Genomic DNA, 16,745 nt, shown 5'->3' on the forward strand with positions numbered 1-16,745 from the left:
AAGTTATATTTGATATACATGTTTAAGGTTATGCCTGTGCCAGAACGGTGAAAAGGGCTTTCTGCTACAAAATAGAGGGAGATTGATTTAGCGCAATTTTGGCGGCAGGAAACCTACCGCCAAAGAAGTATCAGGCAGAGAAGAAGGCCATCAGGACCGGAACCAGCAGGCTTAAAATAAAGCCGTGCACGATGGCGGCGGGCACCATCTCCAGCCCCCCGGAGCGCTGTAGTACCGGCAGGGTAAAGTCCATCGACGTTGCGCCGCACAGGCCCAGCGCGGTAGAACGACTGCGGCGAACCAGGCTTGGGATCAGCATGATGGCAATCAGCTCTCGCGCCAGATCGTTAAAGAAGGCGGCGCTGCCGATCACCGGGCCGAATGATTCGGTCAGCAGAATACCGGAGAGGGAGTACCAGCCAAAACCTGACGCCATCGCCAGGCCGGTTTTCAGCGGCAGATCGAGAATAAAGGCGTTAATGACGCCCGCGACCATTGAACTGGCGACAACAATCACGGCAACCATCATTCCCCGACGGTTGAGGACAATTTGCTTCAGGGTCATGCCATTATTTCGCAGCTGAATACCGATCAGGAACAGCAGGAAGATAAGCGTATATTCGCTGGCCTCTGTCGCGTGCTGTAAAAATGCCCAACCGGTCAGTCCAAGAAGAAAACCGAGCACCACGACGCCGCACAGTTTTAATGATTCCAGCGCCATGGCAATTCGTGAAGGGAGTTTTTCCTGATGATGGTGATTTTTCCATGGAATAGTGCGTTCCAGCCACAGCAGCGCGGCAATATTGCACAGCAAAATAACCACCACGGTGACGACAGAATAATGGAGGATGGAGAGTAAATTCGCCGACAGGTTATCCAGGAATGCCAGGCTTATCCCCATAAAGAAAAGAATGACGTAAACAATCCAGCTGAGAAAACGGTTGATAAGCCGTAATGCAGATTCCTGATGCAGCGGGATAAGGTAGCCCACAATCAGGGGCAGCAGAATAATGAGGAGTCCTGAAAACATGAACAGCCGGTCCTTTTGAGTATCTGTTGAGCGCCAGAGACACTACCCAATAAAGGCTGTCAGGTAAAGGAGCAATAAAAAAGCCGGGTGGCGGCTACGCCTTACCCGGCCTACAAAGTGCACTCTAACGTAGGTCGGGTAAGCGTTAGCGCCACCCGACACCGCGCTCGATTAATCGCGTTTTTCCAGCAGGGTGCGGTACAGCACGCCGCCCAGGATACCGCCGATAATTGGCATCACCCAGAACAGCCACAGCTGTTGAAGCGCCCAGCCGCCCTGGAAGATGGCGACGGCGGTGCTGCGTGCCGGGTTAACGGAGGTGTTGGTGACCGGAATCGAAATCAGATGGATAAGCGTCAGCGCCAGGCCAATCGCAATCGGGGCAAAACCGGCTGGCGCGTGTTTGTCCGTTGCGCCGTGGATCACCAGCAGGAAGCCGGCGGTCAGCACAATTTCAATCACGATGGCAGACAGCATGGAGTAACCGCCCGGAGAGTGTTCGCCGAAGCCGTTAGAGGCAAAGCCGCTGGCCGCCGCGTCGAACCCGGCTTTACCGCTGGCAATCACGTACAGAACGCCAGCTGCAATAATACCGCCAACCACCTGCGCCACAATGTAGCCAATCACGTCTTTTGCCGGGAAACGGCCGCCTGCCCATAAACCTAATGTCACTGCCGGGTTAAAATGACCGCCGGAAATATGTCCCACGGCAAACGCCATGGTTAATACGGTTAAACCAAACGCCAGCGCGACGCCGACAAAACCAATACCCAATTCCGGGAATGCTGCTGCCAGAACGGCGCTACCGCAGCCACCAAATACCAGCCAGAATGTACCAAAGCATTCTGCCGCTAATTTTCTAAACATAACCACCTCAAAATAATTATCCGCACGCTTTCCCGCGCGCGGGATATATCGTCATAAAGGGATGACGACTCAAAGAGTCTCTATTCTAAAAAATAACAACACCCCTTCGCCACTTAAATAAATTCTGTTGGTTTGATTTTAGGCAATGCGATGTCAATCCTTGTTCAAATTAGCGGTAAATAGAGCATAGACTAATTCTCGCAAGGGTGAACGTTGTGCTGTCGTGACAGAACGCCTCCCGCTATACTGCTGATAACTTAAAGGAAAAAGTGTTCATTGCGCGGGGGATTTATGCTTCTCGAACGTGTGGAAATTGTCGGGTTTCGCGGTATTAACCGCCTGTCGCTGCAGCTGGAACAGAACAACGTCCTAATCGGCGAGAACGCGTGGGGTAAGTCCAGCCTGCTGGATGCGCTGACGTTACTGCTTTCGCCCGAAGACGATCTGTATCACTTCGTTCGCGACGATTTCTGGTTCCCGCCCGGCGACGTGACGGGGCGCGAGAAGCACCTGCATATCATCCTGACGTTCCGCGAATCCGAGCCCGGACGGCATCGGGTGCGTCGCTTCCGCCCGCTGTCACCCTGCTGGGTGCCGTGCGATGACGGTTTCCACCGGATTTTCTATCGGCTGGAAGGGGAGATGGCGGAGAACGAGGGGGTACTCACCCTGCGTGATTTTCTCGATGAGAAAGCCAACCCGATCCCGCTTGAGAATATCGACGATTTGGCCCGCCACCTGATTCGCCTGACGCCGGTGTTACGCCTGCGCGATGCGCGTTTTATGCGGCGTATTCGTAACGGTACCGTACCCAATATGCCGGACGTGGAAGTCACCGCCCGCGAGCTGGATTTTCTGGCAAGAGAGCTGGTGTCGCGTCCGCAAAATCTGACCGATGGTCAAATCCGTCAGGGGTTGTCCGCAATGGTGCAACTCCTGGAGCACTATTTTTCCGAGCAGGGAACCTCTGAGTCGCGTCATCGTCTGATGCGCCGCCGTTCTCATGATGAGCAGCGCAGCTGGCGTTACCTCGACATCATTAACCGAATGATTGACCGGCCCGGCGGTCGTACCCATCGGGTGATTTTGCTGGGGCTGTTTTCAACGCTTCTGCAGGCCAAAGGCACCGTTCGTCTTGACCGGGACGCCCGGCCGCTGCTGCTGGTGGAAGACCCGGAAACGCGGCTGCATCCCATCATGCTCTCCGTGGCATGGCATCTGCTGAATCTGCTGCCGCTCCAGCGCATTACGACCACCAATTCCGGTGAATTATTATCGCTGACGCCGGTAGAACACGTCTGCCGTCTGGTCCGTGAGTCCTCCCGCGTCTCCGCTTTCCGGCTTGGTCCGGGTGGTTTGAACGCGGAAGACGGGCGGCGCATCGCGTTTCATATTCGCTTTAACCGCGCGTCGTCGCTCTTTGCCCGCTGCTGGCTGCTGGTGGAGGGGGAAACGGAAACGTGGGTTATCAACGAACTGGCGCGCCAGTGCGGCCACCATTTTGATGCGGAAGGCATTAAGGTGATTGAATTCGCCCAGTCGGGACTAAAGCCGCTGATAAAATTTGCTCGCCGGATGGGGATCGAGTGGCACGTTCTGGTCGACGGTGATGAGGCGGGCAAAAAATATGCCTCGACCGTACGCAGCCTGCTGAATAACGAGCGTGAGGAAGAGCGCGACCATTTAACGATGCTCCCTGCGATGGACATGGAACACTTTATGTACCGTCAGGGGTTCGATGACGTCTTCCACCGCATTGCCATGGTGCCGGTCGATGTCCCGATGAACATGCGGCGCGTGATCGCCAAAGCCATTCATCGTTCGTCAAAACCGGATTTAGCCATTGAAGTGGCGACGGAAGCGGGAAGGCGGGGCGTAGAGGCGGTACCGACCCTGCTGCGGAAGATGTTTTCCCGCGTGCTGTGGCTGGCACGCGGGAAAGCGGATTAGCGTTGGGTCGCCTGTTTCACCTGCTGAATCAGGCTATCCAGCAGCTCGTAGCGGCGGCGATATTCGGAGCGTTTTTTGCTGGCGATCTCTTCCATCGGTTTACGCGGCATGACGAGCGGCAGCATAAAGTTACCGTTATCCTGTTTTTCACCGCCGATAGAGATCCAGAAACTGTCGTAATCGGCCAACAGCTTCCCCTCTTTTTTCTTGCGGTAGCGCCAGCTGCGATAAATATGGGTATCGTTACTGACGGCGATAATCTGTTCTACCGGGAAGGCGGTGCCGAGGGTCATGGCGGCCTCGACCAACAGACGTTTCGGGAACAGACCATGGCAGGCTTTCGTCGCACCCTGGATCAGCTCATGGGGAACATGCGCTTTTGCCCCTTGCAAACCGCCAATGAACAGCGTCGATTTTCCCTCAAACTGGCACAGGGTGAAGGTCATCTCGGCCAGCACCGTATTCTGATGGTCGCAGAAGGCGAGGGTGGCTTCCCCTTCTTTATCCAGAAACGCATCGGCGCACAGACGGACGGTAAATTGCTGTTCATCTTTGCCTGTTAAGGTCAGCAGGGTGAAGCCCTTCTTCGAAAAATAACCCGTTAGCAGCGTCACCGGAAGCTGGCGGCTCATCGTCTGATAGTGCCAGTTGAGGGATTCCAGCGCATGCTGTCGATCCATATTCACCGTCAACCAGGGACGATGCAACCGACACGGTAGCCCTGGTTGTACCTGCAGCATCTGCATCAGACGTGGTTGTTTTGCAAGACTTGTTAACAGGCGCGCAGTGCTAATGGGTGTCGCCAGTGAACGTAACATGAATTTACGTCGATAGGCGGGGTTTTGCCACGCCAGTCCTGGTTTGAGCTTACCGAAAGCCAGATTTTTGAAGAGCTGCCAGCCAGATTTAGGCTGAGGCAAGTTTGAAAAAGGTGTATCGACGATGGAAGACATGATAGATCCTGCTTCTTGATGAAGATCTCCATTTCAGCAGGCGAACGTTCAACGTCTCGTAAACAAATTGTGACGATTTCAAGAAGAAGGGGTTTCGTTGAGGAGTCGTTTAGATAGAATCAACACTTATCATTGCCAGAACATTTATTTGGATTATTTATGAACCTCAAGGGAAAACGCAGAACCCTGTTTCTGCTGCTGGCGGTCGTGGTTTTAGCCGGTGGATACTGGTTATGGCAGGTGCTGAACGCGCCGGTGCCGCAGTATCAGACACTGATTGTTCGCCCGGGCGAACTGCAGCAAAACGTCCTCGCGACGGGCAAGCTTGACGCGCTGCGCAAGGTTGACGTCGGCGCTCAGGTCAGCGGCCAGCTGAAAACGCTGTCGGTTGAGATTGGCGACAAGGTGAAAAAAGGCCAGCTGCTCGGCGTTATCGATCCAGAACAGGCTGAGAACCAGATCCGCGAGGTGGAAGCCACGCTAATGGAACTGCGCGCGCAGCGTGCGCAGGCGCTGGCAGAACGTAACCTGGCCCAGGTGACGCTAACCCGTCAGCAGGCGCTGGCTAAAACTCAGGCTATTTCAAAACAAGATTTAGATACCGCCACCACTGAACTGGCGGTGAAACAGGCGCAGATTGGCACGATTGACGCGCAAATCAAACGCAATCAGGCTTCGCTGGATACGGCGAAAACCAACCTCGACTACACCCAAATTGTGGCACCGATGGCGGGCGAAGTGACCCAGATCACCACGCTCCAGGGGCAGACGGTGATTGCCGCACAGCAGGCGCCAAACATTCTGACGCTGGCGGACATGAGCACCATGCTGGTCAAAGCCCAGGTCTCAGAAGCGGATGTGATCCATCTTAAGCCGGGGCAAAACGCCTGGTTTACGGTACTGGGCGATCCGCAGACGCGCTACGAAGGCGTGCTGAAAGACATTCTGCCGACGCCGGAAAAAGTGAACGACGCTATTTTCTACTATGCTCGTTTTGAAGTGCCAAACCCGCAGGGCGTGCTGCGTCTGGACATGACCGCACAGGTGCATATCCAGCTGACCGGCGTGAAGAACGTGCTGACCATTCCGCTCTCTGCGCTCGGCGAATCCGTCGGGGATAGCCGTTATAAAGTGAAAGTGCTGCGCAACGGCGAAACGCGCGAGCGTGAGGTCGTGATTGGCGCGCGCAACGACACTGACGTGGTAGTGGTGAAAGGGCTGGAAGAGGGCGAGGAGGTTGTTGTCAGCGAAAGCCTGCCCGGAGCCGCCAAATGACGGCGCTGCTTGAGCTGAATAACATTCGTCGCAGCTATCCCTCCGGCGATGGCCCGGTGGAGGTGCTGAAGGGCATCTCCCTGCGCGTGGAGGCGGGCGAGATGGTGGCGATTGTCGGCGCATCGGGTTCCGGTAAATCGACGCTGATGAACATTCTCGGCTGCCTGGATAAACCCACCAGCGGTACCTATCGCGTGGCCGGGACGGATGTCTCCACGCTGGATGGCGACGCGCTGGCGAAGCTGCGCCGGGAACACTTCGGCTTTATCTTCCAGCGTTACCATCTGCTTTCTCACCTCAATGCCGCGCAGAACGTGGAAGTACCTGCGGTCTATGCGGGCGTCGAGCGTAAAAAACGCCTCGAGCGCGCGCAGATGCTGCTGACGCGTCTGGGGCTGGCAGAGCGGTTGGAGTACCAGCCCTCGCAGCTTTCCGGCGGCCAGCAGCAGCGCGTGAGTATTGCCCGCGCCCTGATGAACGGCGGGCAGGTGATCCTCGCGGATGAGCCGACCGGCGCGCTCGACAGCCATTCCGGCGAAGAGGTGATGGCGATCCTCCATCAGCTTCGCGATCAGGGGCACACGGTCATCATTGTTACCCACGATCCGCAGGTGGCGGCGCAGGCGGAACGCATTATTGCGATCCACGACGGCGAGCTGGTCAGCAATCCGCCGCCGCGCGAGTCCAGAGCAGCGGCGCCGAAAGAAGCGCTCCCGACATCAACCGGCTGGGGACAGTTTTCCAGCGGCTTTCGTGAAGCGCTGACCATGGCCTGGCTGGCGATGGCGGCCAACAAAATGCGTACCCTGTTGACGATGCTCGGCATCATCATCGGTATCGCCTCGGTGGTGTCGATTGTGGTGGTGGGCGACGCGGCCAAGCAGCTGGTGCTGGCAGATATCCGCGCCATCGGCACCAATACCATTGACGTGTATCCCGGCAAAGACTTTGGCGACGACGAGCCGCAGTATCAGCAGGCGCTGAAATACGACGATCTGGCGGCCATTCAGAAGCAGCCGTGGGTCAACTCCGCCACGCCTGCGGTGTCGCAGAACCTGCGCCTGCGGGTGGGCAATGTCGACGTTGCCGCCAGTGCGAACGGCGTTAGCGGAGACTATTTCAACGTCTACGGCATGACCTTCAGTGAAGGCGCTACCTTTAACGCCGAACAGCTGGCGGGCAGGGCGCAGGTGGTGGTGCTGGACGCGAACTCGCGCAGGCAGCTCTTCCCCAATAAAGTCAATGTGGTAGGCGAAGTGATCCTGGTCGGCAACATGCCTGCCACGGTCATCGGCGTGGCGGAAGAGAAGCAGTCGATGTTTGGCAGCAGCAAGATCCTGCGCGTCTGGCTGCCCTACACCACCATCTCCGGGCGGATTATGGGGCAGTCCTGGCTCAACTCCATCACCGTGCGCGTAAAGGAGGGCTACGACAGCGCGCTCGCCGAACAGCAGCTTGAGCGGCTGTTAATCCTGCGCCACGGGAAGAAAGATTTCTTCACCTGGAATATGGACGGCCTCTTGAAAACGGCGGAAAAGACCACACGTACTCTTCAGCTGTTCCTCACGCTGGTGGCGGTGATTTCGCTGGTCGTCGGCGGCATCGGGGTGATGAACATCATGCTGGTGTCGGTAACCGAGCGTACCCGGGAGATCGGCATCCGCATGGCGGTCGGGGCCCGCGCCAGTGACGTGCTGCAGCAGTTTTTGATTGAAGCCGTGCTGGTGTGTCTGGTCGGCGGGGCGATGGGCATTGCGCTCTCGATGATGATCGCGTTTGCACTCCAGCTCTTTTTACCCGGCTGGGAGATTGGCTTCTCGCCGGTTGCCATTATTACCGCATTTTTGTGTTCGACCTTTACCGGCATTTTGTTTGGCTGGTTGCCCGCCCGCAATGCGGCGCGGCTGGATCCGGTGGACGCGCTGGCTCGGGAATAACCCGAAAATAAAAATGCCAGCCGATCGGGCTGGCATTTTGACTGCGGGATGTACACAATAAAACAGAGAGCTATGCAACCGTCTCTGCTTCAACGGGTACGATTAGGCTTGCATGATTGCCTTTTGGTCCCTGGTGTACATCGAACCGGACGGACTGCCCGGCTTTGAGCGTTCTGTAACCATCCATCTGAATGGTGGAATAGTGAGCGAAGATATCCTCGCCGCCGCCTTCGGGGCAGATGAAGCCAAACCCTTTGGCGTTGTTGAACCACTTAACAGTACCCATTTCCATGCTTCGACATCCTTCGTAAATCTTATAAGTTAAGATGGAATGAACCGGTGGTGGAGTGGGGGCTGTTCAAAACCTCGCCATCTCACGCTTGTACAATTTAGAGAAACGAAAGAAGTCGTCAAGCGTTTGGCGCTGGAGATGGGACAATAATCAACCAAAGTTTGAAGCAGTTAACGCTATTGCAATAGTTTGTGACAGACATCGCGGATGACAGTAATAGATGATTGTTATCTAACATCTGAGGTAGATTCAAAGTGGTTATGCATAATGGGTAAGACCAACGATTGGCTGGATTTTGACCAGCTGGCGGAAGATAAAGTGCGCGACGCGCTAAAACCGCCATCTATGTATAAAGTTATGTTAATGAACGATGATTACACGCCGATGGAATTTGTTATTGACGTGCTACAAAAGTTCTTTTCTTATGATGTAGAACGTGCAACGCAACTGATGCTTACCGTTCATTATCGTGGCAAAGCTATCTGCGGCATCTTCACAGCCGAAGTGGCGGAAACCAAAGTGGCGATGGTGAACGACTATGCGAGGGAGAACGAGCATCCGTTGCTGTGTACGCTGGAAAAGGCCTGATAAGGCATAAAATTGGGGGAGGTGCCTATGCTCAATCAAGAACTGGAACTCAGTTTAAACATGGCTTTCGCCAGAGCGCGTGAGCACCGACATGAGTTTATGACCGTCGAGCATTTACTGCTCGCACTGCTTAGCAACCCATCTGCCCGCGAAGCGCTGGAAGCCTGCTCCGTGGATCTGGTGGCGCTACGTCAGGAACTCGAAGCCTTCATCGAACAAACCACACCGGTGCTGCCAGCCAGTGAAGAAGAGCGCGACACGCAGCCGACGCTCAGCTTCCAGCGCGTGCTGCAGCGCGCGGTATTCCACGTCCAGTCTTCCGGACGTAGCGAAGTGACTGGCGCAAACGTCTTAGTCGCCATCTTCAGCGAGCAGGAGTCACAGGCTGCCTACCTGCTGCGCAAACACGAAGTCAGCCGCCTCGACGTGGTTAACTTTATCTCTCACGGAACGCGCAAAGACGAGCCTAACCAGGCATCGGATTCCAGCAATCAGGTCAATAACAATGAAGAGCAAGCAGGCGGGGAGGATCGTATGGAAAACTTCACCACCAACCTTAACCAGCTTGCTCGCGTTGGCGGTATCGACCCGCTGATTGGTCGCGATAAAGAGCTGGAGCGCGCGATCCAGGTGCTGTGCCGTCGCCGCAAGAACAACCCGCTGCTGGTGGGGGAATCGGGCGTGGGTAAAACCGCGATTGCGGAAGGGCTTGCCTGGCGTATTGTGCAGGGCGACGTGCCGGAAGTGATTGCCGACTGCACCATCTACTCGCTGGATATCGGCTCGCTGCTGGCGGGCACCAAATACCGCGGTGATTTTGAAAAACGCTTCAAGGCGCTGTTAAAACAGCTGGAGCAGGACACCAACAGCATCCTGTTTATCGATGAGATCCACACCATCATCGGCGCGGGTGCGGCCTCCGGTGGCCAGGTGGATGCGGCTAACCTGATCAAACCGCTGCTCTCCAGCGGCAAGATCCGCGTGATTGGCTCCACGACCTACCAGGAGTTCAGCAACATCTTTGAGAAAGACCGTGCGCTGGCGCGCCGCTTCCAGAAAATCGACGTGACCGAACCGTCCGTCGAGGAAACGGTGCAGATCATCAACGGCCTGAAGCCGAAGTACGAAGCGCACCACGACGTGCGTTACACCGCGAAAGCGGTCCGTGCGGCGGTGGAGCTGGCGGTGAAATACATCAACGACCGTCATCTGCCGGATAAGGCGATTGATGTGATTGACGAGGCGGGGGCGCGTGCGCGTCTGATGCCGGCCAGCAAGCGTAAGAAAACCGTTAACGTGGCGGATATTGAGTCCGTGGTGGCCCGCATCGCGCGTATCCCTGAGAAGAGCGTGTCTCAGAGCGACCGCGACACGCTGCGCACCCTCGGCAATCGCCTGAAAATGCTGGTCTTTGGTCAGGATAAAGCCATCGAGGCCTTAACCGAAGCGATCAAGATGGCCCGTGCCGGACTGGGGCATGACCACAAGCCTGTCGGTTCCTTCCTGTTCGCTGGCCCGACTGGCGTGGGGAAAACCGAGGTGACGGTTCAGCTCTCCAAAGCGCTGGGCATTGAGCTGCTGCGCTTTGATATGTCCGAGTATATGGAGCGTCACACCGTCAGCCGTTTGATTGGTGCGCCTCCGGGCTACGTGGGCTTTGACCAGGGCGGTCTGCTCACCGACGCGGTGATCAAGCATCCGCACGCGGTCCTGCTGCTCGATGAAATCGAGAAAGCGCACCCGGACGTGTTCAACATCCTGCTGCAGGTGATGGACAACGGGACGCTGACCGACAACAACGGGCGCAAGGCGGACTTCCGCAACGTGGTGCTGGTGATGACCACCAACGCCGGGGTGCGTGAAACCGAGCGTAAATCCATCGGCCTGATCCACCAGGATAACAGCACCGATGCGATGGAGGAGATCAAGAAGATCTTCACGCCGGAGTTCCGTAACCGTCTGGACAACATTATCTGGTTCGATCACCTGTCTACCGAGGTGATCCATCAGGTGGTGGACAAGTTCATCGTCGAGCTGCAGGTTCAGCTGGATCAGAAAGGCGTGTCGCTGGAAGTGAGCCAGGAGGCCCGCAACTGGCTGGCCGAGAAAGGCTACGACCGTGCGATGGGTGCCCGTCCGATGGCGCGTGTGATTCAGGACAACCTGAAGAAACCGCTGGCGAACGAACTGCTGTTTGGCTCGCTGGTGGACGGCGGCCAGGTGACCGTGGCGCTGGACCAGGCGAAGAACGAACTGACGTACGATTTCCAGAGTGCGGCGAAGCACAAGCCGGAAGCGGCTCACTGAGTTATAAGATAAAAGCAAAACGGCAACTTCGGTTGCCGTTTTTTTTGTTTTCTCCCTCTCCCCGTGGGAGAGGGCCGGGGTGAGGGCTACAGGCCGCAGAGGAATTTTGCGAGGCGCTTTCCAGTTTCTTTCGAAGTCAGTTGCTGGATAAATACACAGTAATAAAATGGCGGCGCACCTGCAAAATCAGGTGCCGGGATTGGCGTCCTGAAAGTGTGCACAAACAATCTTACGTGCATAAAGGATCACATATGACTGATATTAATAATTTCGCCCAACTTTACAGCGAACTCTCCCTCAACCCCGATCTCCCCACCCTTGCCGAGCGCTGCAAACTGCTCACCGAAATCCTTCTCGACTGCAAATCACTCCCTCAAACGCAGCCCGTATGCCGTTGCCTGGGGGCTTATCTGGAAGAGGTGAAAACCGGCCTCACGGAATCCATGCGTGATTTTCAGATACTGGAATTTGAGGAAGAAGCGGCACAGCCGCGGCAAAAAGAGTGGCTGCTGGAAGATACAGAAACGAAATGTGACTACTGCCGGGCGTTAAACCACGTGCTGCTGGTGTCGCATTTTGACCGCGATATGTTGCCGCATCTTACGGGATTACTTCACGACATGGCGCATTCTATGGCAGGAGATTTAATCGCTCCTGTACAACCATGGATGACAATACATCTTCCGACGCAGCAACACTAAAGCCATAAATAAAAAAGGCCGGAATAATCCCGACCTTTTAAATATTCATCTGCCATTACAGGCGAAAACAATTAGCGACTACGGAAGACAATGCGGCCTTTGCTCAGGTCGTACGGGGTCAGTTCAACAGTCACTTTGTCGCCCGTCAAAATGCGGATGTAGTTTTTGCGCATTTTACCGGAGATGTGCGCAGTTACCACGTGACCGTTTTCCAGCTCTACGCGAAACATGGTATTAGGTAACGTATCAAGTACGGTACCCTGCATTTCAATATTGTCTTCTTTGGCCATCTAATCCTCTGGGGTATCACTACCAAGTTTTGAACCGGCAAGATAATGCCGAAATTCATCAATTAAGTAAAGAATTGCGCGATTAAAACGCAGCAAAACAGTTTCGGCGCATTGCCCAAGCGTCACGGTACAACCGAACAGGAAGCGCATTCGTAAAGGGGAGACGACAGGATAAACGTCAGGACGTTATCTGAAGCGAGGGTCCCAAACGGCGGCGGGGCAACAGGCAGAAGCTACTCTGCGGCGTAATTATAACACCCTCACAAAAAATATGCGGAAAACATTTAGGCATTGGGCATAAAGAGCGTTCTCGGTATCCAGAAGTCGCGCGGGAGCTTCTCCTGACGGCTGGTATCAAGCTGTTCGATGTACTGGCGTCGCGGGATTTCAATAGCACCCAGGGAGGCCGTGTGCTCGTTGAGCACCTGACAATCGATCAGGCGTCCGCCGCGCTGGGCAAACGCCTCGCAGAAGACCAGCAGCGCAGTTTTTGAGGCGTTAACCGCACGAGAGAACATCGACTCACCGCAAAACAGCGTCCCCTGCGCCACGCCGTACATGCCGCCAACGAGTGCTCCGCCTTCCCACACCTCGATGGAGTGGGCGTAGCCAAGCTCATGGAGCTGGTGGTAGGCGGTAATGATATCGCGGGTTATCCATGTCCCTTCATAACGGTCTTCAGCACAGCCTTCAATGACCTGACCAAAGGCGTGGTTGAGGGTGACGCGGTAAGGTGATTTCGCATGGAAACGCTTCATGCTGCGGCTCAGGTGAAACTGCGCTGGCCACAGCACGGCACGCGGATCGGGAGACCACCATAAAATCGGATCGCCAGGGGAAAACCAGGGGAATATACCGCGCTGGTACGCCATTAATAGTCGAGCGGGACTGAGGTCACCACCGAGGGCCAGCAGCCCGTTGGGCTCACGCAGCGCCCCTTCCGGAGAAGGGAACGCGATGTTATGACGAGAAAGCTGGACCAGGCGCATGACAGCAAAACTCCAGTACGCGAGTGAGGACGCTACAAATATAGTCTACAGACGCTGTTTAAACTGGTAGTAGCGACCCTGTTTTGCCAACAGTTCTGTGTGACTACCTTGCTCAATAATGTGCCCGTTGTCCATCACAATTATCCGATCAAAGCTCGCCAGTCCGCGCAGGCGGTGCGTGACCATCAGCACGGTTTTGCCGGTCATGACATTCGCCAGTAAATCAAGGATTTGGCTCTCGGTCGTGGCATCCAGCCCTTCGGTGGGCTCGTCAAGCAGCATCAGCGGCGCATCGTGCAGCAGCGCGCGCGCAATCGCCAGGCGGCGCAGCTCTCCGCCGGAGAGCTGGCGGCCACCTTCGCCCAGCCAGCTGTTCAATCCCTCGTCCTCAAGCAGCTTTTGCAGTCCGACCTGCTCCAGCACGGCGCGAAGGGCATCATCAGAGGCCACTGGCGCGGCCAGCAGCAGGTTATCGCGCAGCGTGGCGCTAAACAGATGCACGCGCTGTGGAACGACGCTCACGGTCTTGCGCAGGGCCTGCTCGCTGAAATCAGTCAGCAACGTATTATTAAAACGAATATGACCGCGCTGCGGATCCCAGGCGCGGGTCAGCAGCTGCAGCAGCGTCGATTTACCGCAGCCGGTACGGCCGAGGATCGCAATCCGCTGTCCTGCATTAACTGACAGATTGATACCGTCCAGCGCGTTCTGCGCCTGTTTGTCGTAGGCGAAAGTGACCTCTTCAAGCGTTAGCGCAACCTGCTCAGGTACCACGGTCTGCCCGGAACTGAACGTGACTTCAGGCTCCTGCTCGGCAATCTGGGTGATGCGCAGAGCAGAGGCGATGACCTGCCCCAGATGCTGGAAGGCGCCCGTCACCGGGGCCAGCGCTTCAAACGCGGCCAGCGCGCAGAAGACGAAAAGGGCAATAAGCGGACCCGGCTGTGTATTTCCCCCGATATCGCCGGAGGCCAGCCACAGCATGGCTATTACCGCCACGCCGCCGATTAACATCATCAGCGCCTGAGAGAAGGCCGTCAGCTCCGACTGGCGGCGCTGGGCTTCATGCCAGTTCAGCTCCGTGCTTTCCATCCGCGCGCGGTAGCGCTTGCTGGCACCAAAAATGGTCAGCTCTGCCTGCCCCTGAAGCCAGGAGGTTAGCTGCTGGCGGTAGTCTCCGCGCAGACGCGTCAGGTTTTCTCCGGTGGATTTCCCGGCGCGGTAAAACAGCGGTGGCAGAATGATGAGCGTCAGCAGCATGATCCCGCCCAGCGTCAGCGCCACGGGAACATCCAGAACAGACAGCCCCAGCGTGACAACCACAATCACCACAAATGCGCCCACGATCGGGGAGATCACGCGCAGGTACAGGTGATCCAGCGTGTCGACATCCGCAACGACACGGTTGAGTAGCTCACCCTGACGAAAACGCGCCAGCCCGGCAGGGGAGAGGGGCAGCAGCTTGCTGAAAGTGTAGATGCGCAGGTGCTGCAGCACGCGGAAAGTGGCGTCGTGGCTGACCAGCCGTTCGAAATAGCGTCCGGCAGTACGGGTGATGGCGGTACCGCGAACCCCGGCAGCCGGAAGCATGTAGTTGAAGCTGTATAATCCGGCGAACCCCGCGACGGCCGAGGCCGACAGGAACCAGCCGGAAAGCGTGAGCAGTCCGATGCTGGCGAGCAGCGTGACAATGGCCAGCACAATCCCCAGCGTCAGCATCCATTTGTGGCGTTTATAGAGCGCAAGATAAGGCAGCAGAGCACGCATCAGATGTCCTCCTGACGGTTCGCCAGCAGGGCGGCAAACGGTCCCTGCGCGGCAACGAGAGAGGCGTAATCGCCTTGCTCAACAATACGGCCGTTCTCCATGACCCAGATCTGGTCCCAGTCGGCAATGCCTTCCAGCTGATGGGTGACCATCAGGGTGGTTTGCTGCCGGGAGGCGGCGTTCAGGGCTTCCATTACGCGCTGCTCGCTGTGGGCATCCAGGCTGGCGGCGGGTTCATCCAGCAGCATCAGCTGGCAAGGATTCAACAACGCGCGGGCAACGGCCACACGCTGCGCCTGTCCGACTGACAGCCCGGCGGACTGGTCACCGACCTCGGTATCTACCCCTTGCGGGAGCAGCGGCAGAAACTCGCTGACCCAGGCGCGGTCGAGAACCGATTGCAGTTCATCTTCACGCGCATCCGGGCGCGCCAGCAGGACGTTTTCACGCAGCGTAGCGGCGGGAAGCTGCGGGTTTTGGCCCACCCAGCTGAGCTGTTTACGCCAGGCGTCAGGATCGAGGTTACGCAGTTCGGTTCTGTTGATCCGCAGTGAACCCGTATAGGCCATAAATCCGGATAGCGCATTCAGCAGAGAACTTTTCCCGGAACCGCTGGTGCCGACGAGCACCACGCGTTGTCCGGCAGGTAAGGTAAAGTTCAGCGGACCCGCAAGCACTTTGCCTTCGGGTGACAGAATGGAAAAGTCCTGCGCTTCGATGGTCACGGGCTCTTTAGCATTCAGCGTCACGTCACCGCGCTCCGGGTGTGCCAGCGGCGTTTCCAGGAACGTTTTCAGGCTATCGGCTGCGCCAACCGCCTGGGCTTTGGCGTGATAGAAGGTCCCCAGATCGCGAAGCGGCTGGAAAAACTCCGGGGCCAGGATCAGCGCCAGGAACCCGGCAGAAAGGGTCACCGCCGTGCCGTAATGGCCGAAATCCAGCGCGCCGAGGTAGGAGAAACCGAAGTAGACCGCCACGAGGGCAATCGACAGAGAGGTAAAGAATTCCAGTACGCCGGAAGACAAGAAGGCGAGGCGTAACACTTCCATGGTGCGCTGACGGAAGTCCTGTGACGCCTGGCGAATGTTTTCGGTTTCCGCTTCACCGCGGCCAAAAATGCGTAACGTCTCCATGCCGCGCAGACGATCGAGGAAATGGCCGCTCAGGCGACCCAGTGCCAGGAAGTTACGGCGGTTGGCATCCGCTGCCCCCATGCCGACCAGCGCCATAAACAGCGGGATCAGCGGGGCGGTGCCCATCAGAATCAGCGCAGCCATCCAGTTCACCGGGAAGATGGCGATCACGATCAGCAGCGGAACGAAGACGGCAAGGGCCATCTGCGGCAGATAGCGCGCATAGTAGTCGTGCATATCGTCAATCTGCTCAAGGATCAGCGTCGCCCAGCTACCGGCTGGTTTACCCTGGATCCACGCGGGCCCGGCTTCCTGAAGCCTGTCGAGCACCTGACGGCGGATCTCGTAGCGGATGTGCTGTCCGGCGTGAAAACCGACGCGCTCACGCAGCCATACCACCCAGGCGCGCAGGATAAAAATCAGGATCAGGACAATAAAGGGCAGCAGGAGCGCTTCGCGTGGAATGTTCTCCATGATCATGTGATTAAGAATGCGGGCCAGCAGCCATGCCTGGGCAACAATCAACAGGCCGCTAACGAAACCCAAAAGACGGGAAATCGTAAGCCAGCGGCGGGAAATAACGCTTTGCTGTTTCAGCCAGCGTGTTAACTCTTGTTGACGGGTTTTTTCCATTGCGTACTTTGCAGGTGACGTTATTAGAAATTG

14 protein-coding genes are annotated in these 16,745 nt (G+C 56.7%); 6 read left to right on the forward strand and 8 right to left on the reverse strand.

Annotated elements, in window-relative coordinates; genetic code table 11:
- Positions 1-130: 130 nt before the first annotated feature.
- Both OTG14_RS03045 and aqpZ read right to left on the reverse strand, forming a co-directional pair.
- Positions 131-1,030 carry a LysO family transporter gene (locus OTG14_RS03045; protein ID WP_024907818.1) on the reverse strand — a complete coding sequence of 300 codons (900 nt, stop codon included), beginning with the start codon at positions 1,028-1,030 and terminating at the stop codon, positions 131-133.
- A 171-nt stretch (positions 1,031-1,201) separates the two neighbouring features.
- Complete coding sequence (aqpZ, locus tag OTG14_RS03050; protein WP_023335104.1) at positions 1,202-1,897, reverse strand: aquaporin Z; 696 nt, start codon at positions 1,895-1,897, stop codon at positions 1,202-1,204.
- Positions 1,898-2,188: 291 nt separating this feature from the next.
- On the opposite strand from aqpZ, the gene OTG14_RS03055 reads away from it, so the two are divergent.
- A complete protein-coding gene (locus OTG14_RS03055; protein WP_024907817.1) occupies positions 2,189-3,847 on the forward strand; it encodes an ATP-dependent endonuclease in 1,659 nt (552 codons plus the stop codon).
- Here the strand turns inward: OTG14_RS03055 and OTG14_RS03060 are convergent.
- Entirely contained in the window at positions 3,844-4,800 is a 957-nt protein-coding gene (locus OTG14_RS03060; protein ID WP_024907816.1) for a VirK/YbjX family protein, read from the reverse strand. The two genes, OTG14_RS03055 and OTG14_RS03060, sit on opposite strands and share 4 nt — an antisense overlap.
- A 159-nt stretch (positions 4,801-4,959) precedes the next feature.
- Here OTG14_RS03060 and macA point away from each other — a divergent pair, with 159 nt between their 5' ends.
- Positions 4,960-6,075: a macrolide transporter subunit MacA gene (macA, locus tag OTG14_RS03065; RefSeq protein WP_024907815.1), complete on the forward strand. Its 1,116-nt coding sequence runs from the start codon at positions 4,960-4,962 to the stop codon at positions 6,073-6,075.
- A complete protein-coding gene (gene macB, locus OTG14_RS03070) occupies positions 6,072-8,012 on the forward strand; it encodes a macrolide ABC transporter ATP-binding protein/permease MacB (protein ID WP_090417551.1) in 1,941 nt (646 codons plus the stop codon). Before macA ends, macB begins: the two co-directional genes overlap by 4 nt.
- Before the next feature lie 70 nt (positions 8,013-8,082).
- Here the strand turns inward: macB and cspD are convergent, their stop codons facing one another.
- Entirely contained in the window at positions 8,083-8,304 is a 222-nt protein-coding gene (cspD, locus tag OTG14_RS03075) for a cold shock-like protein CspD (protein WP_006809408.1), read from the reverse strand.
- A gap of 267 nt (positions 8,305-8,571) precedes the next feature.
- Between cspD and clpS the strand changes: the two genes are divergently transcribed.
- From clpS to OTG14_RS03090, 3 genes are all read left to right on the forward strand, one after another.
- A complete protein-coding gene (gene clpS / locus OTG14_RS03080) occupies positions 8,572-8,892 on the forward strand; it encodes an ATP-dependent Clp protease adapter ClpS (RefSeq protein ID WP_006174393.1) in 321 nt (106 codons plus the stop codon).
- Positions 8,893-8,919: 27 nt separating this feature from the next.
- Positions 8,920-11,199, forward strand: coding sequence for an ATP-dependent Clp protease ATP-binding subunit ClpA (gene clpA / locus OTG14_RS03085; protein WP_008499992.1), 2,280 nt, complete (start codon positions 8,920-8,922; stop codon positions 11,197-11,199).
- 251 nt (positions 11,200-11,450) lie between these two features.
- On the forward strand, positions 11,451-11,900 hold the full coding sequence (locus OTG14_RS03090; RefSeq protein WP_267214570.1) for a hypothetical protein: 450 nt from the start codon (positions 11,451-11,453) through the stop codon (positions 11,898-11,900).
- Between the two features lie 71 nt (positions 11,901-11,971).
- Here the strand turns inward: OTG14_RS03090 and infA are convergent, their stop codons facing one another.
- The 4 genes from infA to cydD all read right to left on the reverse strand — a co-directional run bounded on the left by infA (position 11,972) and on the right by cydD (position 16,712).
- The gene (gene infA / locus OTG14_RS03095) at positions 11,972-12,190 is read right to left on the reverse strand and encodes a translation initiation factor IF-1 (RefSeq protein WP_002211347.1); all 219 of its coding nucleotides are present in this window, start codon (positions 12,188-12,190) and stop codon (positions 11,972-11,974) included.
- A gap of 284 nt (positions 12,191-12,474) precedes the next feature.
- Positions 12,475-13,179, reverse strand: a complete 705-nt coding sequence (gene aat / locus OTG14_RS03100; protein ID WP_248273099.1) for a leucyl/phenylalanyl-tRNA--protein transferase — start codon at positions 13,177-13,179, stop codon at positions 12,475-12,477.
- Positions 13,180-13,224: 45 nt separating this feature from the next.
- The gene (gene cydC, locus OTG14_RS03105) at positions 13,225-14,946 is read right to left on the reverse strand and encodes a heme ABC transporter ATP-binding protein/permease CydC (RefSeq protein WP_248273098.1); all 1,722 of its coding nucleotides are present in this window, start codon (positions 14,944-14,946) and stop codon (positions 13,225-13,227) included.
- Complete coding sequence (gene cydD, locus OTG14_RS03110) at positions 14,946-16,712, reverse strand: heme ABC transporter permease/ATP-binding protein CydD (RefSeq protein ID WP_267214571.1); 1,767 nt, start codon at positions 16,710-16,712, stop codon at positions 14,946-14,948. The genes cydC and cydD overlap by 1 nt, the downstream gene beginning before the upstream one ends.
- Between the last annotated feature and the right edge of the window lie 33 nt (positions 16,713-16,745).

It is taken from the genome of Enterobacter pseudoroggenkampii, assembly GCF_026420145.1.
Classification (GTDB): domain Bacteria; phylum Pseudomonadota; class Gammaproteobacteria; order Enterobacterales; family Enterobacteriaceae; genus Enterobacter; species Enterobacter pseudoroggenkampii.